The sequence below is a fragment of the Pararhizobium antarcticum genome (genome assembly GCF_001885585.1).
In the GTDB taxonomy this organism is placed as follows: domain Bacteria; phylum Pseudomonadota; class Alphaproteobacteria; order Rhizobiales; family Rhizobiaceae; genus Pararhizobium; species Pararhizobium antarcticum.
In genome coordinates, this window is the sequence record NZ_LSRP01000078.1 from 55,801 (window position 1) to 76,887 (window position 21,087).

General features: G+C 63.4%; 18 protein-coding genes. 1 reads left to right on the forward strand and 17 read right to left on the reverse strand.

Annotation, left to right across the window (positions count from 1 at the left end):
* Positions 1–9: 9 nt before the first annotated feature.
* The 17 genes from AX760_RS09930 to AX760_RS10010 form a co-directional block, all read right to left on the reverse strand.
* On the reverse strand, positions 10–2,964 hold the full coding sequence (locus AX760_RS09930; RefSeq protein WP_071832720.1) for a bifunctional [glutamine synthetase] adenylyltransferase/[glutamine synthetase]-adenylyl-L-tyrosine phosphorylase: 2,955 nt from the start codon (positions 2,962–2,964) through the stop codon (positions 10–12).
* 38 nt (positions 2,965–3,002) lie between these two features.
* Positions 3,003–4,412, reverse strand: a complete 1,410-nt coding sequence (locus AX760_RS09935) for a sensor histidine kinase (RefSeq protein ID WP_071832721.1) — start codon at positions 4,410–4,412, stop codon at positions 3,003–3,005.
* On the reverse strand, positions 4,409–5,125 hold the full coding sequence (locus AX760_RS09940; protein WP_087149214.1) for a response regulator transcription factor: 717 nt from the start codon (positions 5,123–5,125) through the stop codon (positions 4,409–4,411). Before AX760_RS09940 ends, AX760_RS09935 begins: the two co-directional genes overlap by 4 nt.
* Positions 5,126–5,275: 150 nt before the next feature.
* A complete protein-coding gene (locus AX760_RS09945) occupies positions 5,276–6,850 on the reverse strand; it encodes a Do family serine endopeptidase (protein ID WP_071832723.1) in 1,575 nt (524 codons plus the stop codon).
* Between the two features lie 239 nt (positions 6,851–7,089).
* A complete protein-coding gene (locus tag AX760_RS09950) occupies positions 7,090–7,566 on the reverse strand; it encodes a cytochrome c-type biogenesis protein (protein WP_071832724.1) in 477 nt (158 codons plus the stop codon).
* The gene (locus AX760_RS09955; protein WP_071832725.1) at positions 7,563–9,551 is read right to left on the reverse strand and encodes a heme lyase CcmF/NrfE family subunit; all 1,989 of its coding nucleotides are present in this window, start codon (positions 9,549–9,551) and stop codon (positions 7,563–7,565) included. Before AX760_RS09955 ends, AX760_RS09950 begins: the two co-directional genes overlap by 4 nt.
* Positions 9,548–9,997, reverse strand: coding sequence for a cytochrome c maturation protein CcmE (ccmE, locus tag AX760_RS09960; RefSeq protein ID WP_071832726.1), 450 nt, complete (start codon positions 9,995–9,997; stop codon positions 9,548–9,550). Before ccmE ends, AX760_RS09955 begins: the two co-directional genes overlap by 4 nt.
* A complete protein-coding gene (gene ccmI / locus AX760_RS09965; RefSeq protein WP_071832727.1) occupies positions 9,994–11,163 on the reverse strand; it encodes a c-type cytochrome biogenesis protein CcmI in 1,170 nt (389 codons plus the stop codon). Before ccmI ends, ccmE begins: the two co-directional genes overlap by 4 nt.
* Before the next feature lie 112 nt (positions 11,164–11,275).
* On the reverse strand, positions 11,276–11,740 hold the full coding sequence (locus tag AX760_RS09970) for a hypothetical protein (protein WP_245294975.1): 465 nt from the start codon (positions 11,738–11,740) through the stop codon (positions 11,276–11,278).
* Between the two features lie 184 nt (positions 11,741–11,924).
* Positions 11,925–13,313 (reverse strand): sensor histidine kinase, encoded by a 1,389-nt coding sequence (locus tag AX760_RS09975; RefSeq protein WP_071832746.1) that lies wholly within the window; start codon positions 13,311–13,313, stop codon positions 11,925–11,927.
* A 106-nt stretch (positions 13,314–13,419) separates the two neighbouring features.
* A complete protein-coding gene (locus tag AX760_RS09980) occupies positions 13,420–14,106 on the reverse strand; it encodes a response regulator transcription factor (protein ID WP_071832728.1) in 687 nt (228 codons plus the stop codon).
* A gap of 51 nt (positions 14,107–14,157) precedes the next feature.
* Entirely contained in the window at positions 14,158–14,409 is a 252-nt protein-coding gene (locus AX760_RS09985; RefSeq protein ID WP_071832747.1) for a hypothetical protein, read from the reverse strand.
* A gap of 96 nt (positions 14,410–14,505) precedes the next feature.
* On the reverse strand, positions 14,506–14,712 hold the full coding sequence (locus AX760_RS09990) for a hypothetical protein (protein WP_071832729.1): 207 nt from the start codon (positions 14,710–14,712) through the stop codon (positions 14,506–14,508).
* Between the two features lie 19 nt (positions 14,713–14,731).
* Positions 14,732–18,577, reverse strand: a complete 3,846-nt coding sequence (locus tag AX760_RS09995; protein WP_071832730.1) for a baseplate multidomain protein megatron — start codon at positions 18,575–18,577, stop codon at positions 14,732–14,734.
* Between the two features lie 19 nt (positions 18,578–18,596).
* A complete protein-coding gene (locus tag AX760_RS10000) occupies positions 18,597–19,043 on the reverse strand; it encodes an NlpC/P60 family protein (RefSeq protein WP_071832731.1) in 447 nt (148 codons plus the stop codon).
* The gene (locus AX760_RS10005; RefSeq protein WP_071832732.1) at positions 19,036–19,926 is read right to left on the reverse strand and encodes a DUF2163 domain-containing protein; all 891 of its coding nucleotides are present in this window, start codon (positions 19,924–19,926) and stop codon (positions 19,036–19,038) included. The genes AX760_RS10000 and AX760_RS10005 overlap by 8 nt, the downstream gene beginning before the upstream one ends.
* On the reverse strand, positions 19,923–20,564 hold the full coding sequence (locus AX760_RS10010; protein WP_071832733.1) for a DUF2460 domain-containing protein: 642 nt from the start codon (positions 20,562–20,564) through the stop codon (positions 19,923–19,925). The genes AX760_RS10005 and AX760_RS10010 overlap by 4 nt, the downstream gene beginning before the upstream one ends.
* Before the next feature lie 280 nt (positions 20,565–20,844).
* On the opposite strand from AX760_RS10010, the gene AX760_RS27165 reads away from it, so the two are divergent.
* The gene (locus tag AX760_RS27165; RefSeq protein WP_175552041.1) at positions 20,845–21,012 is read left to right on the forward strand and encodes a hypothetical protein; all 168 of its coding nucleotides are present in this window, start codon (positions 20,845–20,847) and stop codon (positions 21,010–21,012) included.
* The last annotated feature ends 75 nt before the right edge of the window (positions 21,013–21,087 follow it).

Sequence of the window (21,087 nt, forward strand, 5' to 3'; positions counted from 1 at the left end):
GCGCGGGCCTCAGACCTTGACCGTCGCCTGGAAAATCCGCCGCACGGCTTTCGACAGGCGGCGGACATCCGCCTCCAGCAGCTTGACATCCGGATAGTCGCCCGCCCGGCAGACGAGGTCGACCAGACCGGAAGGCGCATTCTTCAATTCGAAATCGCCCTCGATGCACAGTCGGACGACCTGCGAGAGTTCGGTAAACAGGGTCAGGGCCTCCAGCACCGTCTCGACATCACCGGGCGCAAGAACAGGCGGTCCGAGCGTCTTCAACACCTCGACCGTCGATGCACCGTTCTGCGGCATCTGCAAAGCCAGCGCCGGCGCGATCAGTTCGAGATACTGGGCGATGAACTCGATATCCACCAGTCCACCGGGTATGAGCTTGAAATCCCAGAGATCGCTCGGTGGCTTTTCCTTGTCGATCATGCCGCGCATTTCGGCAACGTCGGCGGCGACCTTTGCCACATCACGCCGCTGCCCCAGCACCTCGTCGAAAATGGCACTGGCTTCCGCAATCAGAGTGGCATCGCCGCAGATCGGTCGGGCGCGTGTCAGCGCCATGTGCTCCCACGTCCAGGCTTCTTCGCGCTGGTAGCGGGCGAAAGCGTTGATGCGCGTCGCAACCGGCCCCTTGTTGCCCGAGGGACGCAGCCGCATGTCGACCTCGTAGAGCACACCCTCTGCGGTTGGCGCGGAGAGCGCCGCAATCAGCCTTTGGGTGATCCGGGTGAAATAGCGCACTGAATCGAGCGGCTTTGCTCCATCGGATTCGCCTGCCGCATCGTCATGGTCGTAAAGCAGGATCAGATCGACGTCGGAGCCGGCTGTGAGTTCGTGGCTGCCAAGCTTGCCCATGCCGATGACCGCGACCCGGCCACCCGGAAACCGTCCATGCGCCATTTCGACCTCCGCCAGCACCGCAGTGAGCGCCGCATCGATGATGAGATCGGCGAGGTCGGTGAACGCCCGCCCGGCATGGACGCCGCTGATGACGCCCGTCAAGAGCCGGATACCGATCAGGAAGCGCTGCTCGGCCGCGATGATGCGCAGCCGGTCAAGCGTGTCCTCGTAGTGACGGGCGCCCGCGACGAAACCGGCGATCCGGTTGGCCAGGTAGTCTCGGGTCGGCAGCTCCGCCAGAAGACGCGGATCGAGCATGCCGTCGAACACATGCGGACGGCTGGCAATGATGTCCGCCAGCCTTGGTGCCGAGGACATGATGCTGACGATCAGCGACAGCAGGCCGGAGTTGTTGCCGAGCAGCGAAAACAGCTGGATGCCAGCCGGAAGGCCCGAAAGAAAGCTGTCAAAGCGCAGCAGTGCCTCGTCAGCCCGCTTGCCCTGGCCGAACACACGCAGCAGACCCGGCGTCAGTTCCGTCAGCCGTTCACGCGCCTCGACCGATTGCGTCGCCCGATAGCGTCCGTAATGCCAGGTCCGGATAATTCTGGAAATGTCCTGCGGTCGCTGGAATCCCAGCTTTTTCAACGTATCAATCGTATCCGGATCGTCATTCTGGCCGGTAAAGACCAGGTTGCCGCTTTCCGTCGACAGTCCCGCCTCCTGCTCGAACAGACGGGCATAACGCTTCTCGACCGTCCTCAGCACCCGGGACAGTTCGCTCGAAAACGAGGCCGTATCGGCAAAGCCCATCATATAGGCGATGCGCTTCAGTTCGGCCTCGGTCGTCGGCAGCACATGGGCCTGCTCGTCCCGGACCATCTGGATACGATGCTCGACATCGCGCAGGAACCAGTATGCGGCGATCAGTTCCTCGCAAGTCTTTGCGTCAATCCATTTCGCGGCAACCAAAGCCCGCAGCATCGGCTCGGTCGCCTTCAGCCGCAACTCCGGGGTGCGCCCTCCGGCGATCAGCTGCTGCGTCTGGACGAAGAACTCGATCTCGCGAATGCCGCCACGCCCGAGCTTGATGTTGTGCCCCTTGACTGCGATTTCGCCATGGCCCTTGTGCGCGTGGATCTGCCGCTTGATCGAGTGAATGTCGGCGATCGCAGCATAGTCGAGATATTTGCGGAAGACGAAGGGCGTCAGTTCGCGCAGGAAAGCATCGCCGGCCACGAGATCGCCCGCAACCGGGCGGGCCTTGATGAAGGCGGCACGCTCCCAGTTCTGGCCGCGGCTTTCATAATAGAGCATCGCCGCCTCGATCGGGATCGCCAGCGGGGTGGCGCCCGGATCGGGCCTGAGGCGCAGGTCCGTGCGAAACACATATCCGTCGCCGCTGCGCTCCTGGAGGATGCGGATGAGCCGGCGCAACAATCGGGCAAAGGTTTCCGACGCCTCGTCCACATCCGCCACCAGCGGCGATTGTGGATCGTAAAACACCACAAGATCGATATCGGACGAATAATTGAGCTCGAAAGCGCCGAGCTTGCCCATGCCGAGAACCACGACGCCGGCGTTTTCGGAAGGGTGTTCCGGGTTGGCAACAACCAGCTTGCCGCTGTCATGGGCGCTCAAAAGCAGGTGATCGATGGTGGCGGAAACGGCGGCACCGGCAAAGTCGCTGAGCCAGCGTGTCGTTTCGCGCGTGGTCAACAGGCGTTGCAGATCGGCAAGGGCAAGGACGAAGGCCACTTCGCGCTTGGCGATGCGCAAGCGGCTCATGATCTGCGCATCGCTCACCGGCTTACCCGGCTCGTCGCTTTTCCAGGCATCGCGGGCCGCTGCAATGCAGGCGACAATGAGCGGAACCACGGGTTCGCCAATTGCGCGAACAAGAATTTCAGGTCTGCTGACGGCGCAATCGCGCAGAAAGGGCGATAGGGAAAAGGCGCAGATCAGGAATTCCCTGAACGCCCCCTCACCGGACATCAGATCCGCAATCGCCGTATGCTGTTTCGCCATGTCCTTGAGATCAGACAGAACCGATTTCATTTCGGACTGGCTGGATGGACGAAGCGGGTTCGTCCTGATCTCCGACAAGCGCCGCGTATCCGTTTCCACATAAACCTCCTCGCCGTCCTCCCGGCCTGAAAGGTCTATCAGCCGGCGACGGCGGGGAAAACCATGCTGGCGGTCAAACCACGATTGTTTTCGGCGCCGGGATCGGTATCGCCCAGTTCCAGCGTCCCCTGGTGCATTTCCATGACCGCTTCGACAAGTGAAAGACCAAGCCCCGTGCCCGGCTTGCTGCGGCTTTCATCGAGCCGCACGAACCGTTGCACAACATGCTCGCGCTCCCCTTCCGGCACGCCCTGTCCGTGGTCTGCAACAGACAGGATGATCGACCGGTCACGCCTTTCCAGCCGAACCCGGATCAGCGGATTGTCCGCGCCATGGGCATATTTGATCGCATTGTCGATCAGATTGCCGAGTGCCTGCCCGATCAGTTCGCGATTGCCGCTGACATGGATACCGTCGGGCACATCGGCTTCCAGCCGCAGTGCCTCGTCCTCGGCGACTGGCTCATAGAGTTCGACACAATCGGCAACGCTGCGCGACAGATCGACATCGCTCATCTCGGCGGCGGCGGCCCCCGCCTCGACGCGCGAAATCATCAAAAGCGCGTTGAACGTGCGGATCAATTGATCAGATTCGCCGATAATCTCCTCCAGCGAGGCCCGGTAGCCGGTATTGGTGGATTGGTGCGCAAGTGCCGCCTCGGCTTTGTTGCGCAGGCGCGTCAACGGCGTTTTCAGGTCATGGGCGATGTTGTCGGAGACCTGGCGCAGACCCTCGTTGAGCTTTTCGATCCGGCCCAGCATGGCATTCAGCGATTCGGACAACCGGTCGAACTCGTCCCCGGAGCCGCTCATCGGCAGGCGCTGCGAAAGATCGCCGGCCATGATCTTGGTGCTGGCCTCCGACATGCGATCCATCCGCCGGAGTGCGTTGCGGCCGATGACGAACCAGATAATCAGGGCGCCGAGCCCCATGATGCCGAGCGCCACCATCAGAGCCTGGCGGACCAGCACACGGAATTTCTCCGGCTCCTGCAGGTCTCGCCCGACAAGCACACGCAAACCGTTGGGCAGGAAGAAGACATGGGCCAGCGCGACATGGCTGTCCTTGCGGCTTTCGTCCGTATAGCGCTGGTAGCGGAATGCCTGCTCGGTCCAGCCTTCCTGGTCGAGAAGACCGGGCTGCAGCGAGGCGACGTTGCCGGCAAGGATTTCCCCGGTCGGCCCGGCAATCACGTAGAGATTGGCGCCCGGTTGGCGCGCGCGGCGTTCCAGCGTGCGCAGCAGGCCGTTGACGCCGGCGCGATTATAGATCGCCTCGATCTGCGTCACCTCGGCAACCACGGCATCCCTGGTCTGCTGCTCGAGCAGTCCCTGCGACATGGCCGTGACATAGAAGACCAGAAATGCGGCGCAGATGGAAAACAGGATGAGGTAGAGCGCCGAAAGACGCACCGCAGTTGTTCGCAACAAGATGCGCAACCTGCTCATGGATCGGTGCGTCCGTCACCCCTGGCGGCCTCGTCCTTGATCATGTAGCCGCTCCCGCGCACGGTCCGCAGCAGCGGCTGATCATAGTCCTTTTCGATCTTCGCCCGCAGCCGCGACACATGCACGTCGATGACATTGGTCTGCGGGTCGAAGTGGTAGTCCCAGACGTTTTCGAGGAGCATGGTCCGGGTCACCACCTGCCCGGCATTTTTCATCAGATATTCAAGCAGGCGGAATTCGCGCGGCTGCAGCGGAATTTCCTTGCCCTGGCGGCGCACGGAATGGGACAGGCGGTCCAGTTCGAGATCGCCAACCCTGTAGGCCATGTCCTGCTCGGGCGCGCCCTTGCGCCGTCCGAGAACCTCGACCCGTGCCAGCAGCTCGTTGAATGCATAGGGTTTCGGCAGGTAATCGTCACCGCCGGCCCGCAAGCCTGTGACGCGATCATCCACCTGGCCAAGGGCCGATAGAATGAGCACCGGCGTGTGAATGGCCTTGCGCCGCAGTTCGGTGATGACAGAAAGCCCGTCGCGGCGCGGCAGCATGCGGTCGATGACCAGCACGTCATAGGCATTCTCGCTCGCCATGAACAGGCCGCTTTCGCCGTCGCTGGCATGGTCGGACACGATGCCGGCCTCACGAAAGGCCTTGGCCAGATAGGCGGCGGCCTCCAGATCGTCCTCGATAATCAGAATCTTCATGCGCGTGACCATAATCCGTGATCCTCGCCTTCCACAACCGGTTTGCCTTGGGAACATCCGGCAACACGCATCTTATCCGCAAGGGGAAAGCTGCCGAATGCGGAACGCCGCGAAACCGAAGGATTTCGCGGCGTTCCTGTCCGTCATCCGTCAGGGCCGCGATCAGCCCTTGTTGATCGGCAGCGCCACGAAGCGGCTGCCGGCTTCGGCTTCGATCTGGAACAGGGCCTTTGTCCGTCCGTCCTTGCGGGCGCTGTCGAGCACCTTGAGGATGTCGTCTGCAGAGCTGACTTCCTGATTGTTGACGGAAACGATCTTCTCGCCTTCCTTGACGCCGCGGTCGCTGGCGTCGGAGTCAGGGTCCACGGAAGAGATCGTCACGCCCGTGCCGTCCTCGGCCGGCGAAACGCTGACGCCAAGATCGGCAAGCGCCTTTTCGCTGGAGGGCTGGGTATCCTCGGGCTGCATCTGGTCGGCATCCGCCGATGCCTGCTTGTCTTCCGGCAGCGTGCCGATCTCGAGCTTGACCGTCTCGGCCTTGCCGTCACGCCACAGCGTCACCTCGACCGTGCTGCCCGGGCGCATGTCGGCGATCATGCGGGCAAGTTCACGCGGTCCCTTGATCAGATCGCCATTCACGGCGGTGACAACGTCGCCCTTCTTGATGCCGGCCTTTTCGCCCGGCGAACCGGCCTGCGGCTCGACAACCAGAGCGCCACCCGCTTCGGCAAGGCCGAGCGATTCAGCGACATCCTTGTCGACCGGCTGAATCTGCACGCCAAGCCAGCCACGCGAAACCTCGCCGTCCTTCATCAGGTCCTCGACGACGCCCTTGGCGACCGAGGCCGGAATGGCGAAGGCGATGCCGACATTGCCGCCGGAGGGCGAGAAGATCGCAGTGTTGATGCCGACGACTTCCCCGTTGAGGTTGAAGGTCGGTCCGCCGGAATTGCCGCGGTTTACGGCAGCATCGACCTGGAGATAATCGTCATAGGGACCGGACCCGATATCGCGGCCACGGGCGGAAACAATGCCTGACGTCACCGTGCCGCCGAGGCCGAACGGATTGCCCACGGCAACCACCCAGTCGCCGACACGCACCTTGGTATCATCGGCAAAGCTGACATAGGTAAACTTGCGCTTGTCATCGACCTTGAGCACGGCCAGATCGGTGCGGCTGTCCTTACCGACCAGCTTGGCGTCAAGTTCGGTGCCGTCGTTCAAGATGACCGTGAAGGCCGAACCGTCGGAGACGACATGGTTGTTGGTGACGAGAAAACCATCTTCCGAGATGAAGAAGCCTGAGCCCTGTGAACTCGGATGCAGGCGACCGCCGCCGCGCTTGCCGTCACGTGGCCCATGGCCGCGCTCGGCGCGCCTGTCGCCATCCGGGCCGTTCGGGCCACCGAATTCCTTGAAGAAGCGCTTCAGCGGATGATCATCCGGCAATTGATCGAGACCACGGCCGCCAAAATCAAAGCTGAAGCCATTGCTGGCATCGTCCGAAACCGGGTTGGCGCGCGACTGGACGCGAACGGATACGACAGCGGGCGAAACCGCATCGACGACATTGGCGAAACTGGGAACCTGCGGCGCCTCGACCTTGACGGCGGCAGCAAAGGATTGCGTCACGGCAGCGGGAATGCCGGTGGACAGCATGACGGCCGCGAGGCCGGCGACAGTCGTTGTTTTCAGAACAGTCTTCAGGGAAGGACGCAGTGTTTGGGTCTTGAACATCCGATTTGCCTTTTCTCTCATGTCTGGCTGCGCTGGAGGAACAGCCGATGAGAAAGCAATAGTCGAACGCACCTTACGGACTTGTGTCCACGACATGAACAATTGGTAATGTTGGGGGTAGTCGGTAGTCGGTAGTCGGTAGTCGGTAGTCGGTAGTCGGTAGTCGGTAGTGAGAAACCGTCTTCCGCCAGAAGACGCAAGCCCCAACCCGCTACCCGCTACTCACCACCCACCAATGACTAATCACCATTCCCCTGCTCGCGCTCGCGCAAGACCTGCGCAAGCTGCGCACGCTCCTCGGTGGTCAGGGCCGTCCCCGTTAACTTGCCGGTCCGGCGGCGCGCGGCAACGGCCATCGCTGCCGCACCTGCGAGCAGCAAGACGATCGGCGCGCCCCACAAAAGCAGCGTCTTTGTCTCGAAACGCGGATTGAGCAGCACGAATTCGCCATAGCGGGAAACGACATAGTCGATCACAGCCTCGTCGCTGTCGCCATCCAGGATCCGCTCGCGCACCAGCACACGCAGGTCCTTGGCAAGCTCCGCATTGGAATCGTCGATCGACTGGTTCTGGCAGACCATGCAGCGCAGTTGCGTCGACAGCGCCCGCGCGCGCGATTCCAGCGCCGGATCAGCCATGATTTCATCGGGATTGACGGCAAAGGCGGGTGCCGCTGACAACAGCAGGACGAGGACAAGCAGCCCACGGCGGATCATTCCGCCGGCTCCAGCACGAGTTTCTTCTGCTTTTTCGCCCGCGAGGGCGCACCGACCCGAAGACGTCGGTCCGTCAGCGAGACCATGCCGCCGGCGATCATGAACAGTGTTCCGCCCCAGATGCAGAGAATGAACGGCTTCCACCAGATGCGCACGACCACGCCCCCATCCGCCATCGCGTCGCCCAGCGAAACATAAAGCTGGTTTGACCCGAAGCTGCGAATGCCGGCTTCCGTCGTCGGCATCCGACGGGCGGTGTACATGCGTTTCGACGACCACATCTCGGTGACTTCGACACCATCGCGGGTGACCGTGAAGTGCCCGGATTCCTCGGTGAAATTGGGACCGTTGCCCTGTCGCATGCCGTCGAAACGCACGGTGTAGCCGCCCGCTTGCGTGGTCATTCCCGGCTTCATCTCGACAACATGTTCGGTTTCGAATGCGGTCACGCCGACAATGCCGATCATCGTCACGCCAAGCCCCATATGGGCAAGCGCTGTTCCGAAAGCAGACCGCGGCAGCCCCTTGAAGCGCCGGAAGGCAATCGCCCCGGAGACCTTGCCAAGCCCTGAACGCAGGGCAAGATCCGTCAGCGAACCGCAGATCACGTAGACCCCGAGCGCCAGACCGAACATCGCCATGATTGGCCCGCCATGTTGGACATAATAGATGATGCCGCCGATCAGAAGACCGACACCGACGGCTGCAAACAGCCTTTGTCCCGCCCCCAGAAGATCGCCACGTTTCCAGGCCAGCAGAGGCCCGAAGGGCACCGCCAGCAAAAGCGGAAGCATCAGCAATCCGAAGGTCATGTTGAAGAAGGGCGGGCCGACGGAAATCTTTGATCCGGTCAGCGCCTCGAGCACCAGTGGATAAAGCGTGCCGGTCAGCACCGTGGCAGTGGCCGTCGTCAGGATGAGATTGTTAAAGACCAGCGCACCTTCACGCGAAATGGGCGCGAAAATCCCACCCGCCTTCAGCCGCGTTGCCCTAAAGGCAAACAGCGACAGCGCGCCACCGATGAAGAAGACGAGAATGGCAAGGATGAAGACGCCGCGTGTCGGGTCCGTTGCGAAGGCATGCACCGATGTCAAGACGCCGGAGCGCACTAGGAAAGTACCGAGAAGCGACAGCGAAAAGGTCATGATCGCAAGCAGCACGGTCCAGATCTTCAGCGCTTCGCGCTTTTCCATGACAAGGGCGGAGTGCAGAAGTGCGGTGCCGGCCAGCCATGGCATGAAGGACGCGTTTTCGACCGGATCCCAGAACCACCAGCCGCCCCAGCCGAGTTCGTAATAGGCCCAGTAGGACCCCATCGAGATGCCCGCCGTCAGGCAGGTCCATGCAGCGAGCGTCCAAGGCCGCACCCAGCGTGCCCAGGCCGCATCGATGCGGCCCTCGATCAGAGCCGCAATGGCAAAGGAAAAGCAGACGGAAAAACCGACATAGCCAAGATAAAGCAACGGCGGATGGATCGCCAGCCCGATGTCCTGCAGGACCGGGTTGAGATCCTGCCCCTCGCCCGGTGCTGGAACGAGCCGCGCGAAGGGATTGGACGTCAAAAGCAGGAAGAGCGTGAAGGCCGAAGCAATCCATGCCTGCACCGCCAGCACGTTGGCCTTCAGCGTTTCCGGCAGGTTGCTGCCGAAACTCGCCACAAGGGCCGAAAAGAAGGCGAGGATCAGCAGCCACAGCAGCATCGATCCCTCGTGATTGCCCCAGACGCCCGAATATTTGTAGATCAGCGGAATGAGCGAATGCGAGTTTTCCCAGACGTTCTTCACCGAGAAGTCGGACGTCAGATGGGCATAGGTCAAAACGGCAAAGGAAACGGCCACCAGGCCGAACGTTGCCATCGCCGCCGTCGTGCCGACCTGCATCAGCGAGCGGTCGCCGCGAAAGGCGCCGACGATCGGCAGAACCGACTGCAGCAGCGACGTCGCCAGGGCCAGCACAAGCGCGTAGTGTCCAAGCTCGATGATCATTTGGCCGCTTCCTCGCCCTGCCACACGCCCTGTTCCTTCAGCCGGTCGGCGACATCCTTGGGCATGTAGTTCTCATCATGCTTGGCCAGAACCGTATCGGCAACAAAATCCGGATTGCCGGCCACGAACCGGCCTTCGGTGACGACACCCTGGCCTTCCCGGAAGAGGTCCGGGAGAATGCCGGTATAGGTGACGTTGACCGTCCCGACCGCATCCGTCACCGAGAAATTCACCGTCGAGCCCTGACCGCGCTTGACGGATCCCTCGCCGACCAGTCCGCCGAGGCGAATGCGTGTCTCCGGCGGCACCTGCATCGTCTGCAAATCAGCCGGCATGTAGAAATAGGCCACCGCCTGGCTGAAGGCGAACATCACCAGAAGAACCGAGGCAAGCAGAAAGCCCACCCCGCCACCGATGATTGCCAGACGCTTCTGCTTGCGGGTCATGGGGTTTCTCCCGAAGGCTTGAGGTCGAGTTCATCGGCAAGGGCGAGCAATTGCTTGCCTTGTTCACTGTCCGCCGGAAAGGCAGCCAGTCCCTGCTTCAGGGCATCCGCCGCCTTGTCTTTCTGGTCGAGCACCGCGTAGGAGCGCACCAGCCGCATCCAGCCTTCGAAATTGGCGGGCTCCGCCGCGAGCTTTGCGGACAGGCTGTCGACCATGCCCTCGATCATCGCCCGCCGGTCGCCATCAGCCATGGTCGCGGCAGCCGCGATATCGTCGGATGTCGGATTTCCGGGTGCGGCTTCAACGGCCTGGGTGTCTGCGGTGCCGCTATCCGTCGTCGTCGGCTCGCCCTTCAGACTGGCGATATGGTCGTTGACCAGCGGCAACCAGGGCGCATCCTGCGGCGATCGGGCGACGAGTTGGTCAAACGCGGCGAGCGCCAGGTCCTTCTTGCCTTCCTGCTTCAACGCAAGCGCCAGGTAGAACTCGGCGCGGGGATCGTTCGGCTCCAGGATCAGCGATTTCTGCAGGGCCGTCTGGGCCTCCGTCGTGACCAGACCGCCGGACAGCGCAATCAGGCTTTCGGCATAGCCGCCGAGCCGGGCGGGCGTCGGCCCGAGCAGCCGGACCGCCCGGTCGAAGGCAACGGCTGCGTCCTCGATCCGGCCGGTGCGATAGTAGATCGGCGCCAGAACATCCCAGCCCGCCCCGTCTTCCGGGTTCTGCGCAAGTTTTTGCTCGGCCTGGGCAATGAGTATGTTCGGGTCGGCGTCCGGATTGGCAAGGCGGGCCGAAAGCGGCGCGTCCGGCGTGTCCGGACTGCCCGTAGTCAAGTAGAGACAGAGCCCCAGGAGCGGCAACAGGATGATGACGCAGAGTTGCGCCAGCCGGTTGGCGCGCATCGAGGAGACCTGTCCGGTCGACGCCTTGACGGCGTCATTTGCCGCGATCAGCCGGCGAGCGACCTCGGCCCGCGCGAATTCGGCATCCTCTCCGGAAATCAGTCCCGCCTTCTCGTCCCGCGTCAGCTCGTCCAGCTGGTCGCGATAGACTTCCACGTCATGGCTTCGAGGCGCCTCGGCGCGGGCATTGGCACGCAGCAGCGGCAAGAGCAGAACGACGGCGACCGCCGCCGTCAGGATGGCAACAAGGATCCAGAACAGCATGTTTGCTCAATTACTATGCGGCAGACCGCATTCCAACACGAAAACCGGTAATGCCGAAGATTTGAGGCGTTTCGCCGCAACAGTCCTGAAACGGATGAGGCGGCGTCGATATTCAGTTGAGTGGTGTCCAACTGCCGTCCGCGTTGCGGCATGCAGCCCCGCGTTCAACGCTTTGCTTGCCTTTGATGGTCACAGTGTGGCTGTACTGCCGGCAATTCTGCGACCCGACCTGATAAGGTGCCGCCGAAACGACGGAGCCGCTGACGGCCGAACCTTCCCAGACGACAGGCTGTCCGCCAGGGGCTGCTTCCAATGCGCGATACTCCGCCTCGAGCGCCCGTTGCCGGTCAGCCCTGCCGATCGCAAGCCCTGCATCGCGGCCGATCACGCCACCATCGAGCGCCGCGATCAAAGGTGCCGAGGCATTCGACTTCTGCGTAGCACCGATCATACCGCCGCCAAGCCTCGTCTTCTGGCCGGACCCGGAGCCGCAAGCGGTCAATAGAACCGCACCGGAGACGATCAACGCAGCGATCCCGACAGGTTTGCATATCTTGGCAGATGTCGTCTTCATCATCGTCAGGCAATCCGGCTTTCAAAGCTTCGTTCAGACCAGGCGTTCAGCGACAGGCGCCGCTTCGATTCCATGGCCGACTATCTTTTTGCATTCCCCGCCGCAACAGGCAACAGAACCCGGCGCAAAGCCGCCTTTGTTGGCGATTTTGCGGCTGACCCTGTCAAAAAAGACACGCCTGTCGGCATCATGAAACGGCGGGCAGCACCAGCATGGCCTTCAGTCCGCCCGCTTCGCCCCGCGACAGGCCAAGCGTTCCCTGATATTCGCCGGCGATTTCGCTGACGATCGACAGACCGAGCCCCGTTCCCGGCTTGCTCTCGTCCAGTCGCTTGCCGCGCTTGATCGCCACCGCGATCTGTTCCGGCTCGAGGCCCGGGCCATCATCCTCAACCTCAAGCGTGATCCATTGGCGGCGTCCCGGATCGCGCCCCTGAATCCCCTCCGGTGCGGCATGGGCACGCAGCGTTACCTGCAACCCGGCATAACGCGCCGCATTGTCCAGAAGATTGCCGATGGTTTCCTCGACATCCTGCTGCTCCATGGCCAGCACCAGCCCGGGCGGCGAGACAGAGAGCACGAAGGTCTTGTCTGCATGCAGCCGGCGCATCACCCGAACCAGCCGTTCAAGGACCGGTTCGACCTCCGTGCGCGCCAGCACCGATTCGCGCTGCGCGGCAATCCGGGCACGGTTGAGATAGGACTGGACCTGCATCTGCATCGCATCGGCCTGCGCCTTGACGAGGTCGCCATGAGGGGCGTCGAGCACGCGCGATTCGTTGAGCAGCACGGCGATCGGCGTTTTTAGCGAATGCGCCAGGTTGCCGACCTGCATGCGCGCCCGCTCGATGATCCGGCGATTGCTGTCGATGAGCGCATTGACCTCGCTGGCCAGCGGCTGGATTTCGCGCGGAAACGCCCCGTCGAGCCGTTCGCTTTCGCCGCCGCGCACCTTTTCCAGCGACCGGCGCGCCTGATCGAGCGGCCGCAGTCCGAACAGGATGGCGAGCGCATTCATGCCGAGCCCGCCGAGGCCGAAGATCGCAAGCGCGATGTAGAGATTCTGGTTGAAAGCATTGATGTCGGCCTCGAGCACGTCGCGATTGCCGGCAACGCGAAACCGCGCCGTATGACCCTGAATATCGAGGACCACTTCCGTCTCCGCCACTTCGACCAGATTGCCGAAGGAATCAGCCGTCGTGTAGAAGCGCTCATAGCGGATGTCGAACGGCACTTCGTCGACGCTGGCGATCGGCAGCGTGCCGGAGCCGAGCGAAGTCGACATCAAAGGCGGCGTATCGAATTCACCGATCGGCTCGACGATCCAGTACCAGCCGGTCTGCGGCTGCGAAAACCGGAGATCGCCGAGTTGCGGGCTGCCAGCAAGCGCGGTGGTGTCATTGACGGAGATCGAGTTGATGACGTTGTAGAGCTGCGCCCGCAGCAGGTCCTGAAATCCGCGTTCAGACCCCTGCCGATAAAGCGCCGAGATCACGACGCCGATGACGACGAGCGCCAGCACCGCCCATATGGTCGATACGAGAAGAACGCGCGCCGTGAGGGATTGCGGCTGCACGCTCATTGGCAGGACCCGCCGCCCGCATGTGTCACAGGGCCTGCTGTCCGACGCCGTCCGCCATCCGTCGTTCTTGTCCTCAGGATCGCATGCCGCCGCATCCGGGTCAGGACTTCGACGGCGCGTTGCCGGCACCCGGCGCCTGCATCCGGTAGCCGAGACCACGCACCGTCTCGATCAGGTCATTGCCGATCTTCTTGCGCAGGCGGCCGACGAAGACCTCGATCGTGTTGGAATCCCGGTCGAAATCCTGGTCGTACATATGCTCCACCAGTTCAGTCCGCGAGACCACCTGGCCCATATGGTGCATCAGGTAGGACAGCAGCCGGAACTCGTGCGAGGTGAGTTTCAGGACGACGCCATCGACAAGCGCCTTCGAGCCCTTGGTGTCGAGCCGCACCGGTCCACAGACAATTTCCGAGCTGGCATGACCGGCCGCACGCCGGATCAGCGCGCGGATGCGGGCCAGCACTTCCTCGACATGGAAGGGTTTTGTCACATAGTCGTCGGCACCGGCATCGATACCGGCGACCTTGTCGCTCCATCGGTCGCGAGCGGTCAGAATGAGCACAGGCATCACCTTCCCGGCGGCGCGCCATTTTTCCAGCACCGTCACGCCGTCCATTTCCGGCAGGCCGATATCAAGAATGACGGCGTCGTAAGGCTCGCTCTCGCCGAGATAATGCCCTTCTTCGCCATCATAGGCCTGGTCGACGACATAACCGGCTTCCTTCAGCGTCTCCGTGAGTTGCCGGTTGAGATTGACGTCGTCTTCGACCACCAGAATGCGCATGAAGTCCCATCTCCCTTGGTATCGTTGCCGACCTGGCCCGTTGCCTTAGCCCTACATCGCGACGCGCATAGTAACCTTTTTCGGTCGCCCGCCATTGCCGGGTATCAACACCGTGACGACACATTTTCCGTCGCCCGTCGGCTGGGCCGAAAGCAGTTCACCGCCGGTCTCGGCGACAACCTGCGCCGCAGCCGCACCGCAATCGCCCCCGACTGCTACAACCATCGATGGCACATCAATCGCTGGCGGTGCGAATCCGGCGAGGCCCGCTGCAAGCGTTGCTATGATCAAGGATGAGGACATGAAAGCACTTTCGACATGGGAAGCATCTTGCGAAATCAATAGCCGATCCAGTCTGAATGGTAAATGAATGTCGCCCGGTCCGGCACGCATCGGCGATCAGCGCAAGCGTTTGCTGGCAGAAATCCTGCCCCAGATCGCCAGAATTCCGCCAGCAGCGGCCGCAATGGCCGAAACATGATCCATCAGCCCCTGCTGATCCTCGGCGCTGATATCCAGACCGATAAGATTGGCACAGGATGCCAGGATTGCAATTGCGGCGCCCCAGACGGTCTTCGAAGCAGACCAGTGTTTCAGCTCGTTCATGTGGTTCTCCTTTGAAAATTCATTCGATGACGAGCATCGCCGTGGCTGCAACACCGTTCGCCACCGTCGCGCCAACCTGCCGGACGCGAATCGTGATCACCGTCTGTGCCGTGCCGAAATCGGCCAGTTCTGTGCTCGCCGGATAGAGGTAGTCCGGCTCGAAGACATCGGCGCTGCGCCGGACAGTTGCCCCGTCGAGAATATCGATCCGGTAGCGCTCCACCGCCTCGTCGAGCGCGATGTCGCCGTCCAGCCAGTGATCGGCATCGCGGCGGGCGCGGCGGATCCAGGAAAAGCGGATGGCGCCCGTCTCTTCCCGGCGTGCCTTCAGATGCACCGGTTCGATCGGCCTTTGCGCACGCAATCCGCCCGCAAACGCAAAAGGCCCAACAGACGTTGCCGCCTGCCCTGTCTGTTCTGCAATCCAGTTCATGGCCTGTCCGGCCTCGCCGCCGCTGAGACCCAAGGCCTTCACCGCCGCGTTCAGAACCACGGCCGGGGTCCCCGGCGCTGCGCCCGCGCGCATCGCGTCATCCGTGCCGTGCAGGCCGCGCAGCAGCCCGGACATCAGCCAGCGCCCCGGCGAAATCTCCTGCGCCACGCGATAGCCGATCACCTCCCACGCGCCGTTCTGCGCAAGGATGGCGATGCGGTTCTGACCGTTCAGCACGGCGATCGTCGATGCGGATGAGAGCCCCCCGAAATGAAGGTCGATGACGACGGTCCCCACCGGATCGAAACGCCCGCGCACGCCGCTCGCCAGCGCTTCGGCCAGCACAGCCGTCTGGGCGGGCTGATCCAGCCGCACCCGTATCCGGTAGCCGTCCAGCCCTGCCGAAGAGGACAGCATGACCGCGTGCCAGGGCCTTGAAAACACCGCTCCGCGGGCAAAACCCGCGGCATCGCCCGGCTCGTATTGCGGCAGGTCCAGGAAATGCAGGAGCGGATCGAAGCCGTCGGAGACCTTCTGGCGCGAAAGGCTCATGCCGTCCGAAACAGGCGCGCCGTTCCCGCCGGACGAAACGAAGCCGCGCGCCTCGACGGTCCGCACCGCACCATCCTCGATCCGCGCGATCAGAAACGCACCCTCCGGCCCGTCCGCGAGCGTCACGACATCGCCGGGCTCCAGCGCAAGCGCCGCTGGCGACAGCGAAAACCGCAGGCTGCGTCGTGCCGCCTGGTGATCCCGCAGGCCGTCTTCGGCCGCCCCCAGCGCTGCCCCCTCGTGCAGCACGGCGGACAGCGACAGACGCAGGACCCGGTCATTGCCGGGCACGGTGCTGCGCGACCGGGCCGTGCTTTTTTCATAGTCGCGGCGGCTGTCGAAATGGTCGAGAATGACCTCGCTGGCATAGTCGCTGCCGTGGCCGCGGGTCTCCTCGATCAGCGCTTGATCATCAGGATCGGCCAGCACCGGAATGATCGTCGGCGCTGCAGCAAGCCGCATGCGCGAGCGAAAACGCAGGATGTCGCCCTGCTCGACCGCATCGATCTGCAAGGCGGCCATCAGCGGCTCCAGCACGTCGCGCGCCGCCGCCTGCTCGGCCTGCACATAGCCGCCCAGGTCGCCGGCGACGCAGGTGGTGTCGGCTAAGTCAAAACCATGATCGGCAAGGATGGCGCCGATCACATCGCCCGCCGTGCCGGCACCAAGCCGCCCGTTCAGCCAATGCCCCCTCTGCCAGTTGCCACCATCCGACCAGAGCGCGGTGTTTTCGGGAAACGCCGGCGTTGGCCGCGCGTCCCAGGTCCAGACGAAGATGTGATCCGGATCGACGCAATCCGGCGCTCCGGGTGCCGACCAGAAGCCGAGCTGTGCATCGAGAAAGCGGCGCTGCATCGCATCGCAGCGCGCACCGTTCGAAAAATACGGAAAAGCCGTCTCCGAGGATTTCGGATCGGTGAAGACGTTCGGCTGGTTTGATCCCTTGTCGATCGCCGGGCAACCGGCTTCCGTGAACCAGATCGGTTTTGACCCCGGGACCCAGGCGGTAGGGCTTGCCCGCTCGGCGCCGCCGATGCGGTCATGATGCGGCTCGCCCCACCAATGGACGAGATCCTTGTAGCGGTAGACCCAGGGTTTTCCCGAAAGCCCGTCGGTGATCGCGCTGCGCAGCCGGGCCCGGCGATCGGCATCGCTCGCATAATACCAGTCATAGCCCTCGCCCGAGAGCACCATCGCGGCCATGGCGTCGCGGTCTTCGGCCAGGCCGAACCCGTCCGGATTGCCGCTCTCCCTGTCGCCGTCGCGCCAGTCGGAGAGCGGCATGTAGTTGTCGATGCCGACAGCATCGATCGCCGCACTCGCCCAGAGCGGATCGAGATTGTAATGCACCTCGCCGGAGCCATCTTCCGGGTGATAGCCGAAATACTCGCTCCAGTCCGCGCCATAGGTCAGCCTGGTTTCGCCGCCGACGACAGCCCGGACGTCGTTGGCCAACGTCACCAGCGCCTCGACGAAGGGAAAGGCGCCGGATGCATCGCGCAGCCGTGTCAGGCCGCGCAGTTCCGAGCCGATGATGAAGCCGTCGACGCCGCCAGCCGCCTCCGCCAGGCATGCGTAGTGCAGAACCAGCCGCCGGTATCCCGCGTCGGCTGCGCTGGATGTCACCTGCGTGCCCGAAACCGAGAAATCAGCCGCCGAGGCTGCGCCGCAAAAGGTAACGACCTGGATGCGGGCTGCTGCCGTCCGGTCGGTGCTGCCGGCCACGCCGCTGGCCGGATGGCAGGTGATGCGGCCGCGCCAGGGATAGGCCGGCTGCCCGGTTCCCCCATAGGGATTGGCCAGCATATTGCCGGCAGCGATGTCCATCATCACGAAGGGATAGAGATAGACCTTCAGCCCGCGCGCCTTGAGGTCGGCGATCGCCGCGACAACGCTGGCATCGCTTGGTGTGCCGCCATAGGCCGGCCCGCCGCCATTGCTGGTGATCGTATGGGCTGACGCGCGGGACATGCCGGAGACAGACCAGGTCTTGCTTTCCTGGTCGCGCAGGGGCGTTTCCACCCCCGGAACGATCTGGCAGAGCCCGGCCCGCAGGTCGGTGCCGAACCAGGACACGACCAGCGCCACCCGCTCGAGATTGGGACACAGCGCCTGCAGTTCGTCGATCGAGGCTTGCCAGTCCGAGGCGCCGTGAAAGACGTTGCGGTTGATCCGGCGGCTTTCGCCGGCCCCTGTGCGCTCCGTCACCACGGCCGGATCATAGCCATGTTCGCTGGAGCCCGGAATGAGCGTTACCGCCCGGATCGCTTTTTCCAGCGTGCCGACGGGGCGCAGCACCTCGAACTGGAGGACCGGGATGCGGTTGCCATAGGCGTCAAGCGGAAAACGCTCGAACACGGCATAGGCGAGCCCGCGATAGGCCGGCGTCTTGCCGGTTCCCTGCTTGGCCTCGATCAGCGGGTCCGGCATCTGCGCCTGCGTGCCCTTGTGGATGCGTATCTCGATTGCCGTCAGGTCGAGTTCGCGGCCATCGGCCCAGACCCGGCGCACATGGGCAATCTCGCCTTCGCAGATCCCGAGGGCCAGATTGGCATAATAGCGAAACGTCTCGACCCGCGGCCCGCTGGCCTTGCCGCCCTGCCGCTCGGAGCGCACCTCCTCCTCGAAGCGTGTCGCCCAGATCAGCGTTCCGCCGATCCGCACCGTGCCATAGGCGCGGGTGATCGCGGTGCCCTCGTCAGCGCCGCTGATGCGGGCATCGCCGAGCCGCGCACCGCGCACCGTGCTCACACCGTTGATGATCGACCGGTCGATGGCCGAGCCGGCAAGCGCGCCAACGGCGCGGCCAAGCACGGCGCCGACAGGCCCGAAGACGCTGCCGAGTGCGGCCCCGGCCGCCTGCAGGAGGATGGTTGCCATGCGCGGCCCCTTCTCGGGTTTACGGACTGTCGGGAAAACGGAAGACGCCGGCGATCCGCCGCCCCCAGGATGGCACCAGCGCGGATTCGATCACCGCCGCCTGCTCGTAGGCATGGATGAAACGGTCGGGCGCGCTCAGGATGCCGGCATGTTTGGCCGGCATGTCGGGTCGCCAGCGAAACAGCAGAAGATCGCCGCCGGCCATCGCAGCAAGCGGCAAGGCCGGGCCGCAATGGCGGATGGCTGCCGCCATCAGCGCATCACTGGCACCCCGCTCGGCCCAGTCGGGCTGGTAGGCCGGCGGCAGTTCCGGCTCCACCCCGTAGAGATCCCGCCAGACGCCGCGCACCAGCCCGAGGCAATCGGAGCCGACGCCTTTCAGGCTTGCCTGATGCCGGTACGGCGTGCCGATCCAGGCGCGGGCCGCCGCAATGACGGCAGATCCGGTCGGGCGGGCCTCAGTCATAGAGCGGCCGCCCATCATGCACCGTGTCGCCGTCGGCATAACCGAACGCGAAATCGGCACCGGGAAGATGCGGAAAGCCCTGAAAGTTCACCGGATTCTCGAACCTGTCCCGGCAGGTGGCAAAACGCTTGTCGCAGCCGGCCCGGATCTCGAACGTGTCCCCCACGGAAACCGCCACAGCCGGCGGCAGCCAAAGCGGCAGCGTTGCCACGCCGGCGTCCAGGATATGGTCTTCGACGTCGGCGCTCTGGCCGGCAGCGGCCCCCACCAGAAAACCGATTCTGCCATAGCGATAGAAGCCGGAAGGCGCCCCGGCGAGCCCCCCGACGGTCAGCCGCGTCGCGCCCGGCACGGCCGTCACCACGCCGGCTGCCCGCCAGGGCACGACGTCGATATTGACCTTGCAGCGCGTGTCGCCCAAAACGGCGTCGCAGCGGCGGCCGTAGATGCGGCCCTTGACCTGGTCCAGCCGGTGGGTCAGTCGGCGCAATTCGGCGCGAAACGCGTCGCCCGCCCGCGTCACCTCGCCAATCTCCTGCACCCGCAGCAGCATATGGTCATCGACCGACTGCCAGTTGACGAGAAAAACCTCGACCCGCGCGCCATCATACCGTCCGGCAAGCACATCCGCCTCGCTGATGGCAGCACTTGAAAATCCCCCGGCAATCTCGCTTGCCTCGACGGAGAGCCCAGACGTCGCCTCCGTATCAGCAGCCTGAAAGCCGCTGGCGGCGCGAAAATCCGTCCCGTCGAAGTTCAGGTCGCGGTCATGCTCGGTAAAACCGAGCACGACGCCGTCCGGTCGGGTCACCCGCCAGGCATGGCAGACCGAGGTCGCATCGCCGCTCAGATGCGCCGCAAGTCCTGATGGTACGTCTCTCATGGCCGGATCTCCACCAGCGGAATCGACGGGATGCGCCCGGCCTTGAACTGCGCCAGATCGATATCGATCCGGTCGATGTCGAAACGCACGGGCACGTCGAACTCGTAGCCCGCACGCACCACTGCACCGGCGCCTGGAATTTGCGCCGGCACGAAGGTCACGACACCCGTCGCAACGTCCACCGCAAAATCGCCGGACGCAGCAGCAACGCCACCCACTGAAACCAAAACACTGCCCGCCACCGGCTTTTCGATCGGCCGCACCGAGGCGCCGCCGGCATCGGCATAGGTCTTGGCCAGCGCAAAGCTGGCCGTCGCCCCGTCGCCGGTGCCGATGATCTGGTCGCTGGCGGCAATCGAAGTCTGCGGCGCACAGGATTTCCAGTCGACCGGATCGCGAAAGCGAAACCCGTACACCTGCCCGGCCCGCGCCTCGAAAAAGGCCAGCACCGCATAGAGATCGTCGATCGACCGGATCCCCGACCCCGCATCATAATGCCTGCGGGCATCGCGCCAGCGCCGGTTGCGATTTTCCCGCCCGTTCGAAAGGCTGACAATATCCGTCCGCCGCACCGGCCCGCCACTCGTGCCCAGGGCAAGGCGAAGCGGAAACCGGACTTCGTGAAATCCTGTTGGCATGATGTTTTTCCGTGTGTAGGGGATGGGAAAATGGGGAGTTACGGCGCGAGAGATGGCGCTTCCCGTTCACCGGGAGAAGACTGTTGGCCCGCAACAAGTGAACGGACAGGTGAGGACCTCTGTCGCCCATGTCTCCGGGCTCGACAACTTGATCATCCCCCCTCCCTCTGTGAGGGCGGCAAGGGTTGCCAACTGCGGTCAACGAATACTGCATTGGCTTGCGCAATGGTCGGCCGATTGTTACCGTTCTTGCAATGTGTGGTTGGAAGAAGCGAGAGCGATGCGTAAACTCGGCAGACGGCTCGTATTGGCGGCTTTGTTTTTTACGATAGCTGCTGTCGTGGTGTGGGGCTGGCAATTGAACGACCATATAAGCCGTTGCTTCGACGACTATGATCCCGCTTATATCGCCGATGAAACTGCTCGCAATGCCGCCTGCGAGAATTGAACCTATATGAATTGGCTGCATCTTCACCGGCCCCCCACAAAATCAAAGGGCGATGGCCATCCCCCCCTCACATCC